The organism is candidate division KSB1 bacterium (assembly GCA_022566355.1).
Classification (GTDB): Bacteria; Zhuqueibacterota; JdFR-76; order JdFR-76; family DREG01; genus JADFJB01.
In genome coordinates this window covers 17,461-41,184 of record JADFJB010000024.1, presented here as the reverse complement: position 1 = coordinate 41,184, position 23,724 = coordinate 17,461, and the positions used below count along the sequence as shown (strand labels likewise).

At 37.1% G+C, this 23,724-nt stretch carries 15 protein-coding genes and 2 pseudogenes; 7 read left to right on the top strand and 10 right to left on the bottom strand.

The window, feature by feature from the left end; translation table 11 throughout:
* Nucleotides 1–125: 125 nt before the first annotated feature.
* Both carA and eno read left to right on the top strand, forming a co-directional pair.
* The gene (gene carA, locus IIC38_06510) at nt 126–1,247 is read left to right on the top strand and encodes a glutamine-hydrolyzing carbamoyl-phosphate synthase small subunit (GenBank protein MCH8125596.1); all 1,122 of its coding nucleotides are present in this window, start codon (nt 126–128) and stop codon (nt 1,245–1,247) included.
* Complete coding sequence (gene eno / locus IIC38_06505; GenBank protein MCH8125595.1) at nt 1,244–2,530, top strand: phosphopyruvate hydratase; 1,287 nt, start codon at nt 1,244–1,246, stop codon at nt 2,528–2,530. Before carA ends, eno begins: the two co-directional genes overlap by 4 nt.
* A 649-nt stretch (nt 2,531–3,179) precedes the next feature.
* On the opposite strand, the gene IIC38_06500 is transcribed toward eno, so the two are convergent.
* From IIC38_06500 to IIC38_06490, 3 genes are all read right to left on the bottom strand, one after another.
* Nucleotides 3,180–3,557: an FG-GAP repeat protein gene (locus tag IIC38_06500; GenBank protein ID MCH8125594.1), complete on the bottom strand. Its 378-nt coding sequence runs from the start codon at nt 3,555–3,557 to the stop codon at nt 3,180–3,182.
* A 525-nt stretch (nt 3,558–4,082) separates the two neighbouring features.
* Nucleotides 4,083–4,373 (bottom strand): type II toxin-antitoxin system RelE/ParE family toxin, encoded by a 291-nt coding sequence (locus IIC38_06495; protein MCH8125593.1) that lies wholly within the window; start codon nt 4,371–4,373, stop codon nt 4,083–4,085.
* The gene (locus tag IIC38_06490) at nt 4,361–4,597 is read right to left on the bottom strand and encodes an addiction module protein (GenBank protein ID MCH8125592.1); all 237 of its coding nucleotides are present in this window, start codon (nt 4,595–4,597) and stop codon (nt 4,361–4,363) included. Before IIC38_06490 ends, IIC38_06495 begins: the two co-directional genes overlap by 13 nt.
* Nucleotides 4,598–5,266: 669 nt before the next feature.
* Here IIC38_06490 and IIC38_06485 point away from each other — a divergent pair.
* From IIC38_06485 to IIC38_06465, 5 genes are all read left to right on the top strand, one after another.
* Nucleotides 5,267–5,443 carry a hypothetical protein gene (locus IIC38_06485; GenBank protein MCH8125591.1) on the top strand — a complete coding sequence of 59 codons (177 nt, stop codon included), beginning with the start codon at nt 5,267–5,269 and terminating at the stop codon, nt 5,441–5,443.
* Nucleotides 5,444–5,672: 229 nt separating this feature from the next.
* A complete protein-coding gene (locus IIC38_06480; GenBank protein MCH8125590.1) occupies nt 5,673–7,988 on the top strand; it encodes a serine/threonine protein kinase in 2,316 nt (771 codons plus the stop codon).
* A 170-nt stretch (nt 7,989–8,158) separates the two neighbouring features.
* The gene (locus IIC38_06475; GenBank protein ID MCH8125589.1) at nt 8,159–9,481 is read left to right on the top strand and encodes a hypothetical protein; all 1,323 of its coding nucleotides are present in this window, start codon (nt 8,159–8,161) and stop codon (nt 9,479–9,481) included.
* A gap of 32 nt (nt 9,482–9,513) precedes the next feature.
* Nucleotides 9,514–13,470: a VCBS repeat-containing protein gene (locus tag IIC38_06470; protein ID MCH8125588.1), complete on the top strand. Its 3,957-nt coding sequence runs from the start codon at nt 9,514–9,516 to the stop codon at nt 13,468–13,470.
* A gap of 90 nt (nt 13,471–13,560) precedes the next feature.
* On the top strand, nt 13,561–15,468 hold the full coding sequence (locus IIC38_06465; protein ID MCH8125587.1) for a GWxTD domain-containing protein: 1,908 nt from the start codon (nt 13,561–13,563) through the stop codon (nt 15,466–15,468).
* Between the two features lie 16 nt (nt 15,469–15,484).
* Here the strand turns inward: IIC38_06465 and IIC38_06460 are convergent, their stop codons facing one another.
* The 7 genes and pseudogenes from IIC38_06460 to IIC38_06430 form a co-directional block, all read right to left on the bottom strand.
* Nucleotides 15,485–15,748, bottom strand: a complete 264-nt coding sequence (locus IIC38_06460) for a hypothetical protein (protein MCH8125586.1) — start codon at nt 15,746–15,748, stop codon at nt 15,485–15,487.
* A 74-nt stretch (nt 15,749–15,822) separates the two neighbouring features.
* A pseudogene (locus tag IIC38_06455) lies at nt 15,823–16,195 on the bottom strand (DUF86 domain-containing protein).
* Nucleotides 16,188–16,476 (bottom strand): annotated as a pseudogene (locus tag IIC38_06450) (nucleotidyltransferase domain-containing protein). Before IIC38_06450 ends, IIC38_06455 begins: the two co-directional pseudogenes overlap by 8 nt.
* Before the next feature lie 400 nt (nt 16,477–16,876).
* Complete coding sequence (locus tag IIC38_06445; protein ID MCH8125585.1) at nt 16,877–19,552, bottom strand: T9SS type A sorting domain-containing protein; 2,676 nt, start codon at nt 19,550–19,552, stop codon at nt 16,877–16,879.
* 567 nt (nt 19,553–20,119) lie between these two features.
* The gene (locus tag IIC38_06440; GenBank protein MCH8125584.1) at nt 20,120–20,362 is read right to left on the bottom strand and encodes a type II toxin-antitoxin system Phd/YefM family antitoxin; all 243 of its coding nucleotides are present in this window, start codon (nt 20,360–20,362) and stop codon (nt 20,120–20,122) included.
* A 326-nt stretch (nt 20,363–20,688) separates the two neighbouring features.
* Entirely contained in the window at nt 20,689–22,893 is a 2,205-nt protein-coding gene (locus IIC38_06435) for a tetratricopeptide repeat protein (protein MCH8125583.1), read from the bottom strand.
* Complete coding sequence (locus tag IIC38_06430; protein ID MCH8125582.1) at nt 22,890–23,657, bottom strand: methyltransferase domain-containing protein; 768 nt, start codon at nt 23,655–23,657, stop codon at nt 22,890–22,892. Before IIC38_06430 ends, IIC38_06435 begins: the two co-directional genes overlap by 4 nt.
* Nucleotides 23,658–23,724 lie beyond the last annotated feature (67 nt).

The following is a 23,724-nucleotide window of genomic DNA, read 5'->3' as shown; positions in this document are numbered from 1 at the left end:
CACAAAAATCACATTTGTACACCAACCTAGATCATTTCTATAAATTTATCTTTTGTTTAAAAATTATAAACATGAATGTATATAAACTCTATCTTTTAAAGTAATTTCGCATAACATTATTAAATATGAAATACCAAAAAAGAAAAAAGGCAATTATTTTATTAGCAGACGGAACCATCTTCTATGGAAAAGCTGTTGGAAACATAAAAGGATCCGCATTTGGGGAAGTGTGTTTTAATACGGGAATGACAGGCTACCAGGAAATTTTTACAGATCCTTCATATTATGGCCAATTAATGATTGCAACAAATGCGCATATAGGTAATTATGGTGTTGCCGATGATGAAATAGAATCTGAATCCATAAAGATTGCCGGGTTAGTTTGTAGAAATTTTAGTTATCAGTATTCACGTCCTGCTGCACAAAATTCATTAGAATCTTTTTTAGCGAAAAATAATTTGCTAACTATAAGCGATGTGGATACAAGAGCATTAGTAGCTTACATTCGGGATAATGGAGCTATGAATGCTGTAATATCAACAGAAGTTGAAAATATAGATAGTCTTAAAAAACAATTAGCAGGAATTCCTAATATGAATGGTCTGGAGTTGGCTTCAAAAGTTTCCACTAAGGAAGCCTATTACTTCGGAAACGCAGATTCAACTATTAAAATTTCGGCCTTAGATATGGGAATCAAAAGAAATATACTTCGTAATCTAGCAAAAAGAGATTGTTATATAAAGGTCTTTCCGTATGATACAAGTTTTGAAGAAATGAAAGCATTTAATCCCGATGGATATTTTTTGTCTAATGGTCCCGGTGACCCACAACCACTTCAAAATGCTATAAAAGCTACAAAACAAATAATAAAAAGTGGTATACCTTTGTTTGGAATTTGTTTGGGTCATCAAATAATAGCATTGGCAAATGGTATTTCTACCTTTAAAATGCATAACGGTCATAGAGGAATCAATCATCCAATTCTAAATTTAATTACAGGTAAAGGAGAAATTACTTCTCAAAACCACGGATTTGCAATAAATAAAGAAGATACTGAACAACATCCCGATATTGAAATAACGCACATCCACTTAAATGACAATACTGTTGCTGGAATACGTATTAAAAACAAACCGGTATTTTCGGTTCAATATCACCCAGAAGCCAGTCCGGGACCACACGATGCGTCTTATCTTTTTGACGAATTTATCGAAAACATTAAAAAGCACAAATTGCAAACCGCATGAGCAAAATAGTAGATATTCACGCACGTCAAATATTTGATTCACGGGGAAATCCTACTATTGAAGTAGATGTAATCACCGAAAATGGATTTCTAGGTCGTGCAGCTGTCCCTTCAGGAACTTCAACTGGAGAACATGAAGCTGTAGAATTAAGAGATGGCGGGAGTGATTATATGGGTAAAGGGGTTACCCAAGCTGTTAAAAATGTAAATAATAAAATTGCTGAATCTTTGCTTGGGGTATCTGTCTTTGAACAGAAACAAATAGATACTTATATGATCGATCTTGATGGTACACCAAACAAATCAGTATTAGGAGCCAATGCTATTCTGGGAGTTTCCCTAGCAGTTGCACAAGCTGCAGCAAAAGAATCAGGAATGCCATTATATCGTTATGTTGGTGGTGTTAAAGCTAAGACACTTCCGGTTCCAATGATGAATATTATTAATGGAGGCTCACATAGTGATGCACCTATTGCATTTCAAGAGTTTATGGTATTGCCTGTAGAAGCAAAAAATTTTACTCATGCTATGAAAATGGGAACTGAAATATTTCATAATCTTAAGAAAGTACTTCAGGATAGAGGGTTGAGCATTACGGTAGGTGATGAAGGAGGCTTTGCACCAACTTTAAGCGGAACGGAAGATGCATTAGATACCATTGCTAAAGCTGTAAAAAATGCGGGGTATAAACTAGGTGTCGAAATTATGATTGCACTTGATTGTGCTGCTTCTGAGTTTTATATCAATGGTAAATACGATTATACAAAGTTTGAAGGTGTAAGAGGAAAAGTACGTTCCTCAAAAGAACAGGCAGATTATTTGGCCGAATTAAGTAATAGTTATCCTATAATTTCAATTGAAGACGGTATGGACGAAAACGATTGGGAAGGATGGAAATATTTAACCGAAAAAATTGGTGATACAATTCAACTCGTTGGTGATGATATATTTGTGACCAATGTAGATCGATTATCTAAGGGGATTAACGAAGGTATAGCTAATTCAATACTTATAAAAGTAAATCAAATAGGAACTCTTACCGAAACAATTGCTGCGGTAGACATGGCTCATAATGCGGGTTATACCACTGTGATGTCACATAGATCAGGCGAAACAGAAGATAATACCATTGCAGACCTTGCTGTAGCACTAAATTGTGGTCAGATAAAAACAGGATCTCTTTCTCGTAGTGACCGTATGGCTAAATACAATCAATTGCTTCGAATTGAAGAGGATTTAGGTAAACTCGCTTATTACCCCCAACGAAAAGCCTTTAAAATATAAACGATATTTATATTTATATATAATCACAAAGGAATAGATTCTGGTTTAATTCAAATCACTATTGGTAGAATTACGGATATTTTAACCCTACAAACCTTAGTGATAGTTAAAATTTTTGATCAATATTTCGTAACTTAGCGTCTCTTATTTATTAAAAATGATCTAAATAATTACTTTTTATCCAATTATCATCGCCTGTTCTATATGAGGTGGTAGCGTCTGTATCCTGAGGAAAATTATATAATATTTCAGGGTTTAATTGAGTCCTGAACTCTTCAAAATTTGTGTATATAGTCAGGTGATTGGCAGCCGCTGTTGAACTATAGAACAACTGTAAGGCATCTTGAACTGTAAAGCTGTTTGAAACACTACCGGCTGATGCTGCCCCCGTCTTTTGACTTATTCCATTGATGAATAATTCAAGATTGCCTGAGCTTGTTTCCTCCGTTACGATTAACGCCCGTGTACTTGGGTAATATACCTGTGTTAGATCGGTGCTTTGATTTGCATCAAAAGTATATGTACCGGTTGCAAAATCAATCTTAGCACCACCTGAAAGGAATAATTTATTGCCAGATATATCTTTGTTGTAAACCCCAAAACTATCATTACCGCCAGACGGTGATAGCAGCTTTTGTCGTTCCGTCCATTAAAAGCCATCGAATTCGAAGATGGAGGCCGATCCACTTTTAAAAGGAGCCCCGGCAACAGCTACGTTTCCTTCAATATCTACCGAAGTACCAAAACCCACGGCATTGCTTAGCACCAGCTTTTGTGTTTCGACCCAATCGCTGCCGTCAAACTTGAATATGTATGCCGCCCCTACCCCTTGGGGTGCGCCAATGATGGCATAAGCTCCACTAATTGCAACCGATGTGCCAAAGTAATCTTCGTCCTTCCCATCACTAGGGAGAAGTTTATTTTCTCTGCCAATCCTTGGCTGCTGGGAATGCAGGATGTCCACTTTAAATGCAATTGCATTCAAAAGAAAAAGGACCAAAGCCAGTTTCGAGTAGAGACTGTTCATTAGACTATCTCCTTTTCTTAAACAGAAATGCCTATGTGACTTCTCGGTATTGTTTTAAGACTGGATTTGCAGCTATAACTATTAAGTTTACTTAACAAATTGCGAAAAGTCAAGGAGAACAATTAGCAATGAACAATGAGCAAGTTTCATTTTTGCTGGTTTTTGTATTTTAGTCTTATTGACTAAGGTCCAACGGCCCGCTGTCCGCTGGAAGCGAGGTTATTTGCCATTTTGTGTTTTTCTTTTGAAACTGTTTGAAAAAAATTGACATTATATGAAAAATTATTTAGAGTTATATTAATCCAGATTACTGGAGGTGGATGGCGAAAACCATCGGGCCCTTTTAGGGCCTTTTTTTATTATATGAAACTTTTTCCAAAATCTTGCCTTCGTGCCGATAATATTTCTCCGAAGAATGGCCACTACCTTTTTGGCAAACGGAGCAAGTTGAATGTCTCGTTTGCCGTTTTCCAGTAGAATCTCTGTTCGAGTTGGATGGGGGATATTCAATTTCCATTTATATTTCTATCGAGATACCCAGTAGTTTGGCTTTCTTTTAAGGTGGGCAATCGCGATGATAAAAAGATCGTCACCATCAATTCGGTAGATGACGCCAAATGGAAATCGTTTCAGAAGATAACGTCTGTATTCTTCTTCGTAAATTGGAGATGCTTTAGGGAATTTTTGTATTTGAGAGATGGCTTCTTCGAATTCATCCAAAAACTGCTGTCCTAATCCTTCAACACTTTCTTCATAATACAGCGCAGCAGCATTTAACTCTCTTTCTGCGTCAACATGAATTGCTATTTCATACATCTTAGCTGTTCACGAGCTTCGTGAAGAACTTCTTGCGCTGATTTCATTTCCGCGGTTCCAGATCTGATTTCTTGATCTCGGTGTTTAATTTCCAATAACCAAGCTCCTTTAACATCTTCGTTTTCTTTTTCATCGAGGCTTTGAATTAGAATTTCAGCTAATTCCGCCCTTTTCTCCGTAGGGAGAGAAAGTATGTGTGAAGTAATTTTTTCAAATTCTGTCATCTTATGAATTCTTTCTGTTTAAGACTTTGAAATTAATATACTCATGTATGTTCACCAAATCAATTCGAAAATGGAATACACTTAATCACACTAGCAGACCTCACAAGTCTCGTAAATGCTATAGTTTTGATCCGCATAGCAACCTAAACCTCCTGCAATAATTTTGCTCTTTAGATTCTGAAATTGTGTGGTGAAACATGCTCATATAGCCCCCAAAGGTTTATTCTATTTTGATAACCAAAGTACCAAGCAGTTTTTGAAAAATCAAGGGAAAAGATGAACAATTAACAATTAACAATGATCAGTTAACAATGGGCAATGAACAATTATCAATTATCAAATTATCAGGACTTATATACGTGGATTTAACGCTTTGATTCGATAGTAAAGATCGTGTGGTTCTTTGCTCACATTCTAAAAAGGTGGGATAACCGATTCCATCGCTCTCATAAGTATTTGTTTTTATGTATCAATTTTTTTTAGAAAAGCGATTGAATCGGTTTTTAGAGTAAACTCAGGGTTGATAATTGAAAAAAATAGAAAAATTCTTGACTTTTGCGTTATGCAACTACAAATTTTACTTATCCACAAAGGCACAAAGGCACAAAGGCACAAAGAGTATTGAAAAAAAAGAAGAAAATAAGTTTTATTAATTAACCTGGATAATTCATGAATCATGTTTTTAAGCTTATAGCATCCAATGTCATCCCGTCGCCCAGGATGCTGCATGGTGTGGTTCCCCAATACTTTCAGGCTGTCCGAGAACACCAAAAATGTCACCCCCGAATGCTTACCCGTAAAAAACGTACGAGCACAAGTTTGTCGGGAGTTTATGGGCCTGTGTAACAAGATTCCCGATAATCCCGACCAGGCGGGACGGGAATGACAGTTTTATAAACCAGTGACAAAGTTTATGAATAGACCAGGTTAATTAAATCGAAAGAAACTCAGTTATGATCGGTAAAACTATCTCTCATTACAAAATCTTGGAGGAGATTGGCCGTGGCGGGAACTTCCCGACAGATCGGGACAAGTCGTCCCGCAGACAGAAAGAAATAAATTCCTGGATGAGCCTATGATAGGCAAGTCAATTTCTCATTATAAAATAGTAGAAGAAATAGGTCGTGGCGGGATGGGAGTGGTTTATCGAGCTCATGACACAACCTTAGACCGGGATGTAGCTCTCAAGTTCCTTCCTCCTCATTTACTTGAAAATGAGGAATCAAAAAAAAGATTTCACAATGAAGCGAAAGCGGCCTCGGCATTGGATCACCCCAACATCTGCACCATCTTTGAATTTGGAGAATTCCAAAACCAATCGTACATAGCTATGGCATTGGTAGAGGGAGAATCTTTGGAAACGCGGCTGGCTAAAGGACCATTGTCTGTGAAACAAACAATCGAATTGGCCAAGCAAGTGGTACGTGGACTTGCGGCAGCACACAAGAAGGGTATCGTGCATAGAGACTTGAAGCCGGCCAACATTATGACGGATCAAAACGGGATCGTGAAAATAATGGATTTTGGCCTGGCACGTCGAGAAGAACACACCCAGGTAACCCAGAGTGGGTCAACTTTGGGAACGCTTTCGTATATGTCGCCTGAACAAGTGAGAGGTGAAATTGTTGACGCACGCTCTGATTTATGGTCTCTTGGTGTAATATTAATCGAAGTTTTGACCGGTAATAGACCTTTTACCGGAGATTACGATGCCGCGATCCTTTTTAAGATCCTCAATGAAGATGCAAGCGGGATGGCTGCAATTCGAAACATCTCTAATCCACTATTTTCACTTATAGAAGGATTGCTTGAAAAAGACAGAGAAGTTCGAACCGAAGATGCTAACTCGTTTCTCAATAAATTAAATAAAATACAACCTGAAGAATTAACCCTTACAATAGTCGATATACCTGACCAGAAACGCCCGATTTCCAAAGAGTCCCTTACTTCCCGATTTATCCGGGAAATTCGCCGGCGTAAATTTATACCAATTGTTGGATCGTACCTGATGGTTTCAATAGGTCTGTTCGAAGTAGGCCCCTATTTTATCGATCAATACAAATTTGACCCAAGATGGCATCAAGTGATTCTAATTTGTATATTATCGGGATTTCCAATTGCTGGAATCATTGCTTACTTTCATGGCCGGAAAGGACCTGACAAACTTAGAGGTGTGGAAGTATTACTTTACGCTTCAGTAATCGTATTGGCCTCCGCATTCAGCGTGCTATCCTGGCAGTCTGCCCCAGGCATGCCGGCAAAATTAGCACAGACCCAAAGTAAAACTGAAGCGGAAACAGAAGCTCTTAACAAAATTAGACAGGAAGTTGTAGAAATTCGAACGGAAATGTTAGTGGAGAAAACAGCGGCTGATAAGATAGATGCGAATATAAAAGCAAACGTTTATTACGATGACGCCATTCAACAAGAGATTGTTGGAAACGAAAAAATGACTGCGGGTGGTAAAGAAAGTTTGCGTGCAGCAAAAATGGCGTTTACAATGGCAAAGGATGGTTACCAAAAAGCAAGAGACGAAGCGGCATCCAGCGTGAATATTGAACGGCCAGCAAAACCCAACATAGAAAGCAGGGTTGTACAAATGCGGTCAGATATGATGGATATCAAAACGCAACTTCCGGGTAGTCAAACAGATAAGAAAAGAAACAATCAATACCAACAAGCAATTGCACGTGAAGAAAAGGGTGATGGTGAATTTGATGCCAAAGATTTTAATGCGGCGTTGTTTTCTTTCGAGAATGCAAAAATGCTTTATGCGGAAGCCAAAGTTAATATCCTGGCAACACTAAAAGACAACGCTAACAATGCCAAGACCTCGATGAATGCCGCAAAAGAAAATGTTCAACAAAATGATTTCACAAACGCAAAATACCAAAAAGCCATTCAATTTGAGACGGATGGCAATACGGCATACAGTCAAAATGATTTTAACGCTGCTGCCAGCCATTTTAAAGATGCAGAGCTAAATTTTGGTCAAGTGGTTACTGAAGCTGCATTAATGGAAAAAGAAAAAACTGATAGTGAAAGAGAGCGAATATCTATCATTGAGCAAGGCGTTAAAAGCGTCATTGACAAATTTAAAGGCAGTCTAGAGAAAAAGAATATTGAGGGTGTTCGCTCATTATTTACTAATTTAATCCAATCCGAAAGGGACAAATGGCGCAAGACTTTTAGACGTATCAATATTCAAAGGGTTCAAATCGCACAAGAAAGTATTAAATTCGGCGAAAATAGCGCGACGGTGGATATCTTAATGCGGATTTTCTATATCGACAATAAGAACAGAAGAAGACCACCCATTAGTTACGCATATACGTGGACAATCGAACAAATCAATGGCAACTGGAAGATTTCTAGTTTCCAGGCCAGGTAAAAAAATATAATTATGATTAGCATTCTAACAGTAGTTAAAACAGATCGTAACTGATTTGGCGTTCAATAACACCAGTGAAGCATTGCGGAAACCATTTCGTTAATTTCCGCAACAAACTGATTTTAAAATTCAATATCAGGCAAAACCTTTAAAAGAACCAATACTGGAAAATGAAACCACTGTTCAAAGTTTTCTTTATATCTATCATCCTTAGCTGCTTATTTCCAAAAGAAACGAAAGCCCAGCCTGATAATATTTTCACAAGTATCGTTAAAAAAATATTTCAAGAGGATCTATTTTCTCCACCCGGTGCAATAAGTATCATTGATGACGTATATCGGGGAGCGAGCACGGCATTATTTAATATGGGCAGTTTAATTCAAACAAAAATCGCTTCTTTTCCGTTAACTTCAACAATCGCTGGAGTAACTGTAGATCTTCAAACCGGTGTTCCGGAGTTAATTACAGAAAGTCTCGGCCCTATTTTTGGAGAAAGGGCGGAGACAATTGGTAAAGGTAAATTCTATTTTGGGCTGAATTATTCCTATTATGACTTATCCGATTTCAGGGGATTAGCTATCGAAGATTTTAAATTTACATTTATTCCGGATTTTGATCAAGATGGCGTGTTTGGAGGTGAGGATCCCAATGATCTTATCGATAATGATACGATGGAGTTTTATCCTGATCTAAATCTCAGCGCTAGTTCTTTCGTGTTCTACTCAACCTATGGACTTACACCTAACCTGGACGTAGGCATTGCAGTTCCTATGATCAACCTCAAAATGAATGGCACAGCAAAGGCAGTCATCAACAGTATTACCTTGATTCAATTAGGACAAGCTGTTTTCAATTTTAACGATGACGTGCTTCATCCCCAATTGACGGATACATTTGAGTATGAAAGCAGCATGACTGGCATTGGGGATATTGCTCTACGACTCAAATACAGCTTTAAGCAAGAGTCGAGTCTGAATTTTGCCGCTTTTGCCGAATATCGATTTCCAACAGGAAATAAAGAAGACTTTCTCGGTACTGGAAAACCCAGCGTGAAAACATCCATTTTTCTATCAAAAAAAATAGGTGATTTTAATCCTCATCTCAACATTGGCTTTAACCGACGCTGGGCAGATTTTGACAGCGACGAATTTGAGTTTAATATAGGTTTCGATCAAAAGTTAACCACAGGTTTGACATTCGCTATCGACTTAATTGGTGAAATCGATTTGGAAAGCAGCGAAACAATCAATATCTTTCCAGGGACTAGCGTCATTACAAGAACAAGATTTCCAGGAACGGCAAGCTACGAAGAAATTATCGATCTCAGTAATATTCCTGAAGATGATTATGATCACCTATTCGACACCGCAGTTGGATTCAAGTTCGCACCTTCAGATCGGATTTTTCTGCTGGGCAATTTTTTGATTCCACTGAACGATGGCGGGATCAGGTCAAACATAGTATCTACTTTTGGCATTTCCATAGTGTTCTAATTTTATTTTAACCATTGATATTGGGAGTAGACATGAAAAAAAACCAATTCCAGTTGATTTTCATTATAAGTATTTTCGCTATTACAAATCAGCTTTCGGCACAAAGTGTCGGATATTGCTGGCTTAATCAAGCCGGTGGTTCCAACAGAGATGCCGGCCATGGAATTTCATTGTTTGGGTCCAGTGATATTCTTATAACCGGAAAACTCGATCAAAATGTTTTTATTAACAATTATAATTCAACAAGCAAGTTAAACTGGTCCATGGTTTTTGGCAATGCATCCAGTAAAAGTGCGGGAAATGACGTTGCTACTTCGGATGCTCACATTTTTATGGTGGGTTCGTTTCAAGACACGGTAGCATTTGGTTCTTTTTCACTGGTATCCGATTCAAACAGTGATGACATTTTCATAGTCCGATTAGATGGTTCGGGTAATGTCATATGGGCTACCCGTGCAGGTGGTTCTTTGGAAGATATAGGAACAGGTATTGCAGTTGGTAATTTTGGCTCAGATGTTTTTGTGACAGGATGGTTTAGGGATTTGGCAACTTTTGGTAAAGGTGAAGCAAACCAGACTGAATTGACCAGCGCCGGCAATAAAGATATTTTTGTGGCAAAGTATGATGGAAATACTGGAGAACTTGTGTGGGCAAAAAGAGCCGGCGGCCCACAAAGTGACAATGGCCAGGGCATCACTTTGGATGAATTTGGCAATAGCTTTGTAACCGGACAATTTGATGAAACCAGGGCAACTTTTGGCCCGGGTGAAAATAACGAAACTGCATTAACCAGCCGGGGAGATAAAGACATCTTTATTGCTAAATATGATCCGGATGGTTTATTAATTTGGGTTAAACAAGCTGGAGGAAAAGGCAAAGACCAGGGACATGGCATTGCAAGATATATACATGAAGATGACGAAGAATTTGGTAAAACTCATCTTTATGTGACCGGTGGTTTTAATGATACGGGAATTTTCGATAATAAATCGTTAATAAGTTCCGGGGACCGAGACGTTTTTGTCGCCAGGTATGATGATGATGGCAACTTAATTTGGATTCAACAAGCCGGGAGCATTGGCCGAGATGAGAGCCGGGGGATACATGTTTTCAGGCGAAGGGATCCTCTGGGACCTCAAGCTGTTTCTGTTTTGATCACGGGAGATTATGTAGAATCTATGGTGTTTGCAAAAGGGCTGCAAAATGAGCATAAATTTGAAAGTAACGGTGGCAGAGATATTTTTATTGCCAAGTACAATCAATCCGGACGATTACTTTGGGCTAAACACTCCGGGAGTGTCGAAGATGATTTTGGCAGTGCAGTAACAGCCGCAGCATTTTCGTATCAAGATATTCTAGGCGAAGAAAATAACTTGCTAAATACTTTTGTTACCGGAAGTTTTCGTTCCACGGCAGATTTTGGTACGTTCCAACCCACAAGCAGCGGTGACTTGGATATATTTGTCACTCGAATTGAAGATCTGGGTTTACCCAGGAACCTTACTTTGGAACAAGTATTCGATAAAAAACAAGGGCTTTCTTCTTTTGTCAAGATATCATGGAATCAACCGCTTAATGCATCTGCTCCATTTTTCGGTTTATTTGGGACTTCATTAGCAAAAAAAGCACAGGATGTATGCGAATTCCCGGATGGTTCGCAAGGAACAATACCTGACATAATATCCATTACTGTTAAAGATCAAAATGGGGATCTCTCCGATAGCTCAATCGTGAATGTATATTCCGAACCATCTCCATATGGAGCGGAAGCTCGCTTGATTCCCGGTTCATTGGTTACTGAAATTCTACAAACTGGAGATGAACCTCAATTTCAGTTTTCCTTCGAATTATGCATCAAGTTTGGAAACGATGACAAGGTTTCCGTAAACATTGCCATTAATGATGATGCCGGTAATTTAAGTCCGTTTAGGGAATTTGGTTTTGATATAGCAAAATCACCTGATGGTCAATCTATAAACCTGACAAGTCTAAGTAACACTGAAGCTTTTAGTATAGGCGATAATTTGCCGGGTGAATGCGGAGGCTCTGCCAATTTACTTTCTTACAATATTTATCGTAAAAATGAAGACACAGGTGAAGAGTCACTACTCACAAATGTACCTGTGGAAAGGACCTTCTTTGTGGATCAGTCTACTGATGCCGGGACGGAATATTTATACAGGGTAACCGCAGTTTATGCAAATAGTGAAAGCGAACATGTAGGAGATATACAGACATCCGGGAGTCCAAGCCCCAACAAACTATTTGAGTTGATTACGGATGGTGAAGTTGTCCTTGATGGCGGCAATACCGTTAGTAATAGCTGGGGCGATTACGATAATGATGGGCTTTTGGATTTGTTCCTTACCAATTCAATAGGTGTTGATAATATTTTATATCATAATAATGGTGATGGTTCTTTCTCCAAAATGACTTCTGCGCAAGTGGGTCAAATCGTCAACGATGCCGGTAATTCATTTGGCAGCTCCTGGGGTGATTATAACAACGACAACAAATTAGATATGTTTGTTGCAAATAGTTTCTTCGGATTAGGCCAAACGAATTTCTTATATAAAAATGAAGGAGGTAATTTTACTAAAATCACCAATGGCAATGTCGTAACCGATAATCACGATTCCAACAGCGGAACCTGGGGTGATTATGATAATGATGGGAATATTGATTTGTTTGTTGCAAATGGCAGTGGTGTGGAGCAGAACAATGCCTTGTATCATAACAATGGTCCACCGGATTATTCATTTACGCTGATAACGCAAGGAGAAATTGTCAATGATGGTGGGCGTTCCATTAGCGGATCGTGGGTAGATTATGACAACGATGGAGATTTAGACCTTTTTGTTGCCAATATAGGTAATAATTATCTATATCAAAATAATGGGGACGGAAGCTTTACAAAAATTCTGGGGATTGATATTGTCAATGAAGATAATCGTTCCATGGGCGGAAGCTGGGGTGATATGGATAACGATGGTGATTTGGACCTCTTTATACCCAATGATAAAGGAGTCAATTCCTTTTATAAAAACCTGTTAGCAGAAAGTGGATCGGCTACATTTGAAAAAATTGTCACCGGTGAAATAGTTGCCGACGCCGCGGCTTCTTTTGGCAGCAGTTGGGGTGATTATGACAACGATGGCGACCTGGATATCTTTGTAACCAATATTGATATAAATTACTTATACGAGAATGTTGATGGGCAGGGTACATTTAGTAAAGTCAGCAATGGCAACAATATTATAAACAATGTTGGCAATTCAAACGGATGCTCCTGGGGTGATTATAATAAGGATGGCTTTTTGGATATGTTCGTGGCCAACAGTTTTACTGTGGATCAAAAGAATTTCCTGTATATGAACAATAAAAGTCGCGGAACCAATAACAATAATTGGATTAATTTGCTTCTAAAAGGAACTGTTTCCAATGCCTCTGCTATCGGTGCTAAAATTAAATTAAAAGCCACTATCAATGGAACCCCGCTCTGGCAAGTACGTGAATTAAGCGGCTTAACCGGTGGAGGTTGGGGCGGCCAGAATAGCCTTAATGCTGTTTTCGGTTTGGGTGATGCAACTTCTATTGATTCCATTACGGTTCAATGGCCATCCGGGATTGTTGAAACGTATGAAAATACGGCAGTAAACCAATTTTTACAAATTGAAGAAGATAGCAGCTTAACGACTGTTGAGAATCAACAATTGGATATTCCTGTTGAATATAGCTTATCTCAAAACTATCCTAACCCTTTTAATCCTACTACAATCATTCAGTATGCGATTCCAGAGCCGCAACATGTCTCACTGAAAATTTTTGATGCTTCCGGCCGGTTGGTGCAAATTTTGGTTGATCGAAAGAAAAACAGTGGGAATTATTTGGTGGATTTTGATGCCTCCCGGCTTGCAAACGGTGTGTACTTTTACCGTCTAAAAGCCGGTGATTTCATTCAAATGAGAAAGATGATTTTATTGAAATAAGGAAAATTTTCCTAAATAAGTTCATTGGGAACCCATAAATGATCCGTAACGTTTATTGTTTTGTTACTCAAATCATCGAGATAAAACTGGATGTATAAAATCATTAAATTCTCCCTTCTTCATACTTCTTTAGCGATTTGCGCATTGATGCAGCCTCAAGTCTTCATTTCCCAGCTCTATGCAAACCAGGATTATTTTACCCGTGGACTAGAGTCAAAGAAAAATGGCGATTGGCAAGGAGCACTCAAAATATGGTGGTCTGCTCACTATAAATTAGACAAATTGGGCAAAGTTGATCCTCGCATTGGTATAGCCTTCATTGAACTGGCGACCGAAATGAAGGCACAAGAATATTATAACAATGCCAGCGAGATTTATTTATGGGGATTTTCAAAGCCGGGCATGTTCGAATTTCCAAAAACTGTTAAGGAGGAGATCGATAGATTGTCGCCTTTGCTAGGTGAAGAGGCACAAGCAACCTGGCAGCAAACGGCCAAACAACAAAGCCTGGAAATCTGTTTTTATTTACGGAAGTTTTGGCTTGAAAAGGATTCCAGACCCGCAACGCGTGGCAATGAGCGTTTGATCGAACATTGGGTACGTATTGCCTATGCCCGAAAACATTTTGGTAAGAACCGTAATGGCGTTTATGGCTGCGATGCCAGGGGAACAATTTATGTGAAATATGGCCAACCGGGTAAGAAGCATAAGGGGATGCTGGGCTCTTCGTCAGCCAGCGAGCTTGAACTCATGCGATGGGTAGCCAATCTCCGTGCGAGGAGAAAGATTAAGACGGAAGATCTAAATCCGGAATATGAGATGTGGATTTATAATACGCTAGGAACGGAAGAACACAGTGTATTTCTTTTTGCAAATAGATTTGGAACTGGCAGTTTTGGACTGGTTGAAGGAGTTGAATCTCTTATTCCCAAGAAACAGTCCATTTATCAAATTATGTACTATGCAGAGTTATCTCTATTTAATCCAATATTTCGAGAACGTTATTTTGAGTTGGAAGAAATTTGGAACCACCAGCAAATGGCCAGGGAAAGAGGTCAGCCAAGCGGCCATTACATTCGTGTTTTACGCACTATATTTTATGCCAATAAAAATAATGACAGGATTAATCCTAATTATAAATTCGCTAATTTGGATAATTCGGATTACGAAGATCTGTTTGGTAAAATTGATATAATAACCCATAACATTCGTTTACTAGATCAAAAAAACCAACCAAGATTAGCAATTATCGCTCTTTCTTATCCAAAGTTTAAACCCAGGAAAGTATCGGCCAGGAGCAAAAAATCCCTAGAAATTCCGGATTACCATCTGAAACACGCTCTAATTATTCGGAATGAATCTTTGGAGGAAATCGACCGGGTCGAAGATCTCGTGCCAAAGGGAATGGATAATATTTCTGTGTTTATGGTAAACCATTTGCAAGCCAATAACCATTATTCTGTTTCTTCCGAGGCCATTGGTTATTACGCTGATTCTATAGCAGAAGGAGACCGTTTTTCTGAGGAGAAAAATAGACTTTATGCCATAGGTAAAACCTTCTTCAAAACCAGAAAACCGTTAGCCGCCAATCTTGATTCATTGGAATTAAGCGATTGGGTGCTGGGTGTAAACTTTCCATCGGAGAATTACAAATCTCATCTTCCCTTTCCTTTAGTGCCGGCTAAACAGGTATCTAAACAAGATCCTTTACAGGTTTACTGTGAAATTTATCACTTGCAAAAAGATGCCGGAGGGACTGCTCATTATACGCTTGAATTTGGTATTTCCAAATTGGATAAGAAAGGCAGGTTGGACAATAAGGCGGAAAAAGTTTCGGTAGTCTACAATTTTGATGTACCTGACCAAACAAGAAAAGAACATATCAGCATAGATCTTAAAAAATTAAAGCCCGGGTTGTATGAATTTTTTGGTAAGGTGACAGATAAGGTTTCGGGGCAGGAAAAGACCAGGAAAAAGAAAATAACAATTCTTAAATAAAATCCTTTGAGAAATTTTATATATCGGCTACCCATAATTTTTGTCCGCGTTCATAATCTTCTTTATAGGAGTACGAAAAAGTATGCCAGTCGTCCTGGCCGGAAAGTCCTTCCATATCATGAAGAACCAGCACTTTTAGAACATTGGTTGTTTCCAACTGCAGATCGGCGAGATTCCATGCCCGAAAAGAAGCTGATTGATTTGTATCAGCCTGCTGGCATGACGTGGCAAAATAGCTGATCGAGGCTGCTAAAAAAGAAACGGCGAATTGTTTTCTCATGAAATGTCCCTTTCGATTGATATATCCGGATCATATGGGCTACTACTATTCCTACGGAATCCTTTCGGAACGTGTCATTGTGATATATCTTTGATGATTTGGTTAATTGTCTTCGCCAGTTCATCAATATGATTTTTGCAAACATCAAAAACAACTTCAGCATCTACATCGAAATAGTGATGGCTAATAATATCTCTCATTCCTTTGATTTGTCCCATTCTATTTGAGGATATTTAGGTAAAAGGGATTTGCTTGTAATCTTATCCATATTTTTCTGGCTTTCACCAATCGAATTAATTGCATACAGATCGCATCCAGTTTTTCCATTCCTTCTTCAGAATCTGTGAAATCATTTGCTGATTTTATGGGCTTAATTCGTCTACTAATGATAGATACGGCCTGATAAATTTGAGTTAATATTTCTAAAACAAAGCCTCTATCATACATAAATGGCCTCTGCATCGATTCTCTGCTTTAGATATTTGTTCATGTTATCCTGTACGTACAATATCTACCGGATAATGGAGCTGTTCCTCCAGTGCTTGCTTTATGCCAATGAGGTTAAAATAGTCAGGCCTTCCTAAATCCACAACAATATCAATATCGCTTTTATCGTTCATACTGTCTCTTGCCGCTGAACCAAAAACTCCGATTTTGACAATGTTGTATTTTGAATGATATTTTTCTCTAAAACGGCGTAAAAAAAGCAGTATTTCATCTCTGTTCATTTTTCCCTTCGTTCTGTTGATTCTCTTTTTGTATTATCAAAACTCTTTCTTATTAAACCGCTTCCACTTAAGACGATCTGGCATTATCTTTAAAAGGTACAGAAAGGACTTAAAAAAGGCAAGAGCATTTCGCTCTTAAATGTCATCGTGATTTGTGTACTTTCGCTCCGCTTCCCCTCAACTTGGTAAGGTCCGATAATACTCCCTTTTACTACAGAAAGTATTCAGAGAAATAGCCACAAAGTAAAATCTATTGTTTGGAGAGTGATAGTTTTTATAGATAACGTCGAGATAACCGGACAAAGGCTTAGCATAATTTTCCTTTTGCCAATTCATTGTCCTTGCCTTTGTTCCGTGTTAATTGATTCGTTATGCTTTGAACTTACCGCGAGAACTGGAATTAACGCAATAATATCATTTTGCGGCTTTGCTCAAATGAACCTGCTTTAAGTTTATAAACGTAAACACCGCTTGATAAATCAGACGCATCAAAATTTATATAATGATTTCCTGCAGGCAGATGTTGGTTGACAAGCATTTTTATTTCACGACCGTTTATATCATAAACGACAAGCTTTACTTTGCTACCAGTCTTAAGCCAATAATTAATAGTAGTTGTCGGATTGAATGGGTTGGGATAATTCTGATCTAAACTATAAGATCCTGCTTGATTTAGATGTTTATCTCTAACGGTAACAGGGATATCCCAATCCAGTATATTGGCCCATATATCATAACCGGTTTCACCGGTCCTATTGTCCACCCATGTACTATATATTTTATTATTAAAAAGGACAATGTCCGGATAATCTTGATAACCTGTGGAAGTATTGGTTATACGAAAATTAGTACCAATGGGAATGCCTAAAAATGAGAATCGTTGAGCATAAACGTCCCTACTTCCCGGCCATGCAATTATATAATCTCCTTCAACATTCATAGAAAAACTTGGAAACTTACCACGATTTATGTCCTTTTCATCTTCCATAAAACTCATTTCTTCGTTTAAAGGGTCTCCATCTTTATTAAATCTTTGTAATAAGATGGTACCTATTAAATCATTATACCAACTAACAATAAAAATACTATCTTTAAATACTACTGATGGATTGAATTGATTATTATAATAATCTTCTTTTGTTATTTGGATTTCGCTGCCTAAGGGATCACCCTCATTTGTGAACAAGCGGGCATAGATAACTATATTAACAAGAGTACAATGATCATAAAATGTATGGCGATAATCATTCCAGGCAACTACGAAATCTCCATCTTCATTAATAGCCATTGCCGGTTGATCACTACCTACAATACTAATATTACCGCAGTTATTTAGCTGTAGAATTGATATTTGATTTAGGAGATTGGTGGAATCGATATTACTAATTTTAAAATTATCACCTATAGGTAACGCTTTTGAATCATAAATTTGCCCGTATATTTCTTGATGTCCTTCTCGTGTATCTGTCCAAACAATTACAAATCTTCCATCAGGAAAAAAATTAACCACGGATTGCCAATGATTATACTCACCGATGTCATCGTTCACTTTGAAATATGTTTTGTTTAGTGCTCCATTAAATGTAAAAAAGCGAGCATAAATTTCGTTTTTCCCCTCCTCTTCATGTTGCCAGGTTATAACAAAATTTCCCTTTTTATCCATTGCAACATCATGGCCTTGCGGACTAATAACATTAGTTGAATTGTCGGTTACCAGAAAAGCCCCGTCTAATGGTGATCCTGTTTCTGTAAATCTTTGCAAATAAATATCAAAATTTTTATCAAGGCGGTAATCCAGCCATGTTATAATAAAATTCCCACTACCGTCCACTGCGATTTCCGGGTTATTTTGCGAAAGTGTCCCTTGATTTTTATTTACATTAAAATTATCACCTAGGGCCTGTACGAATACGTCATTAGAAAATTGTTGTACATAAATATCTTGAATATTTCGATAATCGGTCCATGAAATAATAAAACTCCCAAAGTTCCTCTGTGGTATTGCCGGTTGGCTCTGAGCTGCATTACCTTCATCTTGATTAATTTTGAAATTGCCTAGAATACCGATTCCAGATTTATTATACGCCTGCCCATAAATATTCCCTTTAACACTCCATACAATTACGAAACGTCCGTCATTGTCTATTGATATTGAATGTTGGGAAGGTTTGGAAGGAAATAATCCATTTATTTTGTTAACTTTAAAAGTATTTCTTATTGGAGAGCCGTATCCAAAAAAAGGCTGGGCATAAATATTATCCAAATAATTCCAGGCAACAATAAAATCACCATTATTATCCATCGCTATTCTTGGACGAAATGGGAAGAAATTTGCATCTTCACCGGTTATTTTAATATTTGGCCCATTTAGATTTCCTTTTCTTGATAACTTTTGAACATAAACCCCTCCATCATGCAAATCTTTCCAAATGGCAATAAATTCTCCTTTTGGATTGGCGGCAAGATCTGGATTGGCGATTCCTTCATTTTCATTTATCTTAAAATTATTATTTATTGCAATTCCATCTTTTGAATATGCCTGGCCATAGATGTCGGGCTCAGTGTTTCTATAATCTCGCCAAATAACTATAAAAACGCCTGAGCTGTCAACAGCCACTTGCGGATGATTACCATTAAACTCATTTACTATCAAATTTTTACCAGCCTTTGTGCCATCATATAAATAGCGCTGAATAAAAATTTTACCTCCGCTTTTCCAGACAATCACAAAATTACCAATTCTATTCATTGAAATTTCAGGACTATTATGTTCACTTTCCAACCCGCCATCATTAACTTTAAAACCGTTACCTATGTGAGTACCATCTTTTAAAAATCTTTGAGCATATATATCATTGTTGGCACCATTGCGTTTTTCTTCCCAAACAATTACAAAGTTACCAGAATCATCTAATGCAACCGAAGAAGAGTTCTGCGGACCAGTCCCAGTATCTTCATTAACCTGAAAATCAGGGACAAATGCATTTAACCTTTGGTTAATAAATTGTGTGTTTCCAATGGTAGCTAGAATTGGTAAAAAAATGAGTATTGATAAAAAAGGAATGGATTTATTCATGATGTAAACTCATAAATATAGATAACAATTCTTTGCAAAAAGATAGTTTGTATTTTTTTAAAATCAATAAAAAAAACACCCTTTTAACTCCATAAATTCCAAAAAGTATAACGGTCGGCGCTTAACCGGCGGCGGGCATTGGAAACACGCCAATTCTGTTGTCATCTCAACTTGATGAAATAAATATTGGACTACTCCCTTATTTTTATTTTATGGGCACTATAGAATAGTATATTTCTTTGTTGCTGTTGCCAATTGACATTCACACTCTAATAATATTAGCATTGTATTTTGCCACTAATGAATCACATGTAACCAAATGCAATGGTTCAACAAGGCTCTGGGCAATTAACATGCGATCAAATGGATCTCCATGATAATCTTCCAAATCTATAAGTTTAATAGCATGATCAGGTTTAATGTGCAAAAGATTAATAATGATTTCCTAAATGTTAACAGTACTTGCATATACTTCATCAGCGGATAAAACCAATTGTCGCGTTTAATCCGGTAAATCATCGCTTCCTTCCAGACACCATAGTAGAATATGCGTATCCAGTAATAATCTCATTGGTTCCGGCCATAAAATTCATCAATAATATTTGGAGGTAAAGGGGCGTCAAAATCTTTGCTGATTTGGATCTTTCCTTTTAACGCGCCTAATTTTATCTTTTTTTTGATGTTATCAATAGGAACAAGCTTCATTTTTGGTTTAACTGCTTTTACCACAATAACTTCTTCACCAGCGGCAACCTCTTCAGCAATCCTGGATAAGTTGGTTTTTGCCTCGTGGATGTTTATCGATCTCATTTTTTACCTTTCTAGTTAACAACTAAACTAAAATATTTCTAAATTTCTGGTTTTTGGGTGAAACAATTGGTTTTCACTAAAAAGATATTTGGTAGCTGACGTTTATAGCATAACCCCTTCACCTCTCTGACTGCGGGGTTTAGGGGTTATGTGTTATTTTCATTTATTGCTCTCAACGGCTCTGTATAAAAAACGTGGGGCTTTCTGAGCTAATTTCCCGTCAACGGAGCAAGAAGTTTATTGAGAGTAACAGCTTGCCGAAACCCATGTAATGCCCTATGTTTTTTATACTTTGTTAGCTGCTGAAACATAAAATCTCGCTTACTTTAATTACAATATTGTTTAATAGCATTTTCAGCTAGCTTGTATCCAAGCTTTTTAGCGCTTTCAAAATTTGAACACGCATTTTGTTTCTGGTTCAGCTTAATTTGCGACAAACCAGCTTTGTAATAACCCTGGGCGTAATAGGGAGCTAGTCTAACTACTAATGAGTAATCATTAAATGCATTTTCATATTTTTTTAAATTGAAGAATATGCTACCCCTATTCATATATCCATTAGCGTCTTCAGGTTTAAGCATAACGTAAGTATTAAGATCATTTAATGCCAAGTCATTGCGGTTGGTTATGCTATATAAATTCCCTCTGTATAACGATACTTTTGGAAAGGAATTATTTATTTCTATGGACTTATTATAATAAGTTAGTGCCCTATCGTAGTTTTTTTGAATTTGATAACATGAACCTAAATAAAAGTATGAGACGTAATTTTGAGGATTCTTGTTTATCGAAGCATTAAAATAGGATATAGCTTCATCATATTTTTTACTATTAAATTTAGCCAAACCTTCCTCAAATTGCTTATCGGATTCACTAACTTTTAAAAAAGCTTTGACATTAAACCTTCTGTCAGTTGATAGAAATTGATTTATTAAACGGTATTCAAGGGGACGGTTAAGGAAATATTGATCCGGTATGCTGGTTTCTCTCAGTTTAGGCCGGTAAGAGTAGTGAGAGTCCCAAATAATTAACGACCCAACATCTGCAGTATCTACGTATTCATGTTTGACAGGCAGAAGCACTTTGTTAAAATCATACTTTGTTTTGCCTTGGTAGTATAAAAACAAAGCATGCTGAGAAAATACTTGGGTATTTTCATCTATTTCGTACTGCGTTTTATTATTGCTTTTAACTTGTCGTTCGTACCATGTAACTACTTTTTCTAGGGTCACATTTTCTGGAGTTTTTCGAATTGGTTTGATACTTTTTGATACACTAATAACAGGTAAGAACATAAAGACTACTGTAATGATTGTATTATTTTTTATAGGCAATAGTATAAATAGAGTACTAAAGCTTCCAATGACAAGGGGCACCCAATTTCTTATATCTCCTATATGTATTCCCTTTGGTTCATAGGACCAGAAATAGCCAATTATGAATAAAAACGGGATTAAGAAAATCAATAATAAATTTCTTTTTGGCATCTTTTTTATTTCATCTAAGGCTAGAGCCCCCATTACAGCTAGTAATGGGGCTATAACAATCAAATAACGATGATTCCCCGCATTAGAAGGACCAAAATTCAACGATTTTGAGTTAAACAGGCAGTGTAATAAATAAAAAATGGCTGCAGGAAGAAAAATGTACAAGTTTATCTTTTTCCAAGTTATTACTTTTGAAGCAATATAAGTTATTAAAAGTGTGAGAACGGTAACACCATAAATAATTTCTGATACCAACGGGTAATGATCTATTCCTTGCCTGGGATAAGCATCCCCATAAGTGCTAGAAGTTTCAAAAATCTGATGAATTAAATACAGATAGTCACCTGTTGCGATACCCCCCCAAATATTATAAAAAACAGGGGGTATTGATCCGATCAGTATTGCCCTAAACTGTTTATTGAACAATAAATATACTCCATAGGCTGCTAAAAGAATGTAAAACTCTTGTCTTATTAGGCAAGCGTAAGATAATAATAATACTGCCCACACTGATTTATTTTTGAAGTGCATGTAAAGCGCTAACACAAGTAAGAATGCGCTAATAATTTCGGAATAATTCCTAAAGCTGAGTTGTACCCACATAGGTTGGCTTGCCAGTAATACAAAAGCAAGAATGGCAAATTTCCCGTTGAGTTGTTTTACTATCTTATAACAAAAAAAAGAAGTAAAGGCGGCAACTAAACAATTAACAACTTTTACAAAAGTTTCACCAAAAAGAGATGGAATTGCATAAACCAATTTATAACCTGTTTTAGGCCAGTTTCCTAATATGCTTGATGGGTCATACCAAAAATTCTTCATGGAAATAAAATGAGCTGCCTCATCATCCTGGTACATGCCATCGGAAACATTCGAGTATGCGAAATAGATTACCGCAAGAAGCAACGTAAATAAATACATAATTACATCATTTGAAAAAACCGTTGTTTTTTCGTTAGGCTTATTGTAGGATGCCTTGGAGGACGTTCTATGCTTTTGTTTTCTATGTTGTTTCTTTTTACTTCTCATGTTAGTGCTTTTCACTTTCGCAATTTTCCTACTGCAATTATTGAAGTACCTAATATTGAAGATCGAAATATGCGGTTTTCAAGCTTGAGGATTTTATCAAATAAACAATTGACCTTGTCATTGGGGGAAGCGATCCCATATTGAACGATTTTACTCTTGGAAATAAATGGAATGATTATTTTTCTAACCAGAGCAATAATCAACAAGCTCCCCCCCCAATATTCAATGCTTACTTTTTCAATTTGGTTTAGAGCAAACAGGTCTTCTATCATTTTTTTTGTATATCTCCTTTTATGGCCAACTAACCGATCGTATTTACTATATAAAAAGTTGAGTGCTGGTACATTTATGATAACCAGTCCTCCATTTTTCAGGTACTCGGTCGACACTTTCAAAAATTCATTATCGTCAGGTATATGTTCAATTATATCCATTAATAATATGCCATCATATTGATTAATTAATGCCTCCGGTTTTTCGAATATGTTTAAGCAAAATAATCTCCCATTAGTATATTCAATTTGGTTTAGGGCAAACATATTTAGATCGCATCCATCAACGGTCACACCAGAAAGTGATTCAAATTGACGAATTATAAGCCCATTTCCACAACCTATTTCAAATAGTTTAACATTTGACAAACTATTAATGAGTGAATCTCGTTTCGCTGCATTAAATCTTGCTTTTATCCAAAAATGTTGAAGAGAAACAAACTCATACCATTCATCAGCCATGTCAACTTTTTCTGGAGCAGATAGAATTTCTATTTTGTTATTCATTTATACTTCTTGTCATTTTGTCTTATTATTTTCAACTGTATTGTACTTCTTTACTTTTGAGCTATTC

Excerpts from the sequence above, each read along its gene's own strand:
- carA (MCH8125596.1), top strand. The coding sequence starts at position 126 with ATGAAATACCAAAAAAGAAAAAAGGCAATTATTTTATTAGCAGACGGA.
- eno (MCH8125595.1), top strand. The coding sequence starts at position 1,244 with ATGAGCAAAATAGTAGATATTCACGCACGTCAAATATTTGATTCACGG.
- IIC38_06500 (MCH8125594.1), bottom strand. The coding sequence starts at position 3,557 with ATGAACAGTCTCTACTCGAAACTGGCTTTGGTCCTTTTTCTTTTGAAT.
- IIC38_06495 (MCH8125593.1), bottom strand. The coding sequence starts at position 4,373 with ATGTATGAAATAGCAATTCATGTTGACGCAGAAAGAGAGTTAAATGCT.
- IIC38_06490 (MCH8125592.1), bottom strand. The coding sequence starts at position 4,597 with ATGACAGAATTTGAAAAAATTACTTCACACATACTTTCTCTCCCTACG.
- IIC38_06485 (MCH8125591.1), top strand. The coding sequence starts at position 5,267 with ATGAATCATGTTTTTAAGCTTATAGCATCCAATGTCATCCCGTCGCCC.
- IIC38_06480 (MCH8125590.1), top strand. The coding sequence starts at position 5,673 with ATGATAGGCAAGTCAATTTCTCATTATAAAATAGTAGAAGAAATAGGT.
- IIC38_06475 (MCH8125589.1), top strand. The coding sequence starts at position 8,159 with ATGAAACCACTGTTCAAAGTTTTCTTTATATCTATCATCCTTAGCTGC.
- IIC38_06470 (MCH8125588.1), top strand. The coding sequence starts at position 9,514 with ATGAAAAAAAACCAATTCCAGTTGATTTTCATTATAAGTATTTTCGCT.
- IIC38_06465 (MCH8125587.1), top strand. The coding sequence starts at position 13,561 with ATGTATAAAATCATTAAATTCTCCCTTCTTCATACTTCTTTAGCGATT.
- IIC38_06460 (MCH8125586.1), bottom strand. The coding sequence starts at position 15,748 with ATGAGAAAACAATTCGCCGTTTCTTTTTTAGCAGCCTCGATCAGCTAT.
- IIC38_06445 (MCH8125585.1), bottom strand. The coding sequence starts at position 19,552 with ATGAATAAATCCATTCCTTTTTTATCAATACTCATTTTTTTACCAATT.
- IIC38_06440 (MCH8125584.1), bottom strand. The coding sequence starts at position 20,362 with ATGAGATCGATAAACATCCACGAGGCAAAAACCAACTTATCCAGGATT.
- IIC38_06430 (MCH8125582.1), bottom strand. The coding sequence starts at position 23,657 with ATGAATAACAAAATAGAAATTCTATCTGCTCCAGAAAAAGTTGACATG.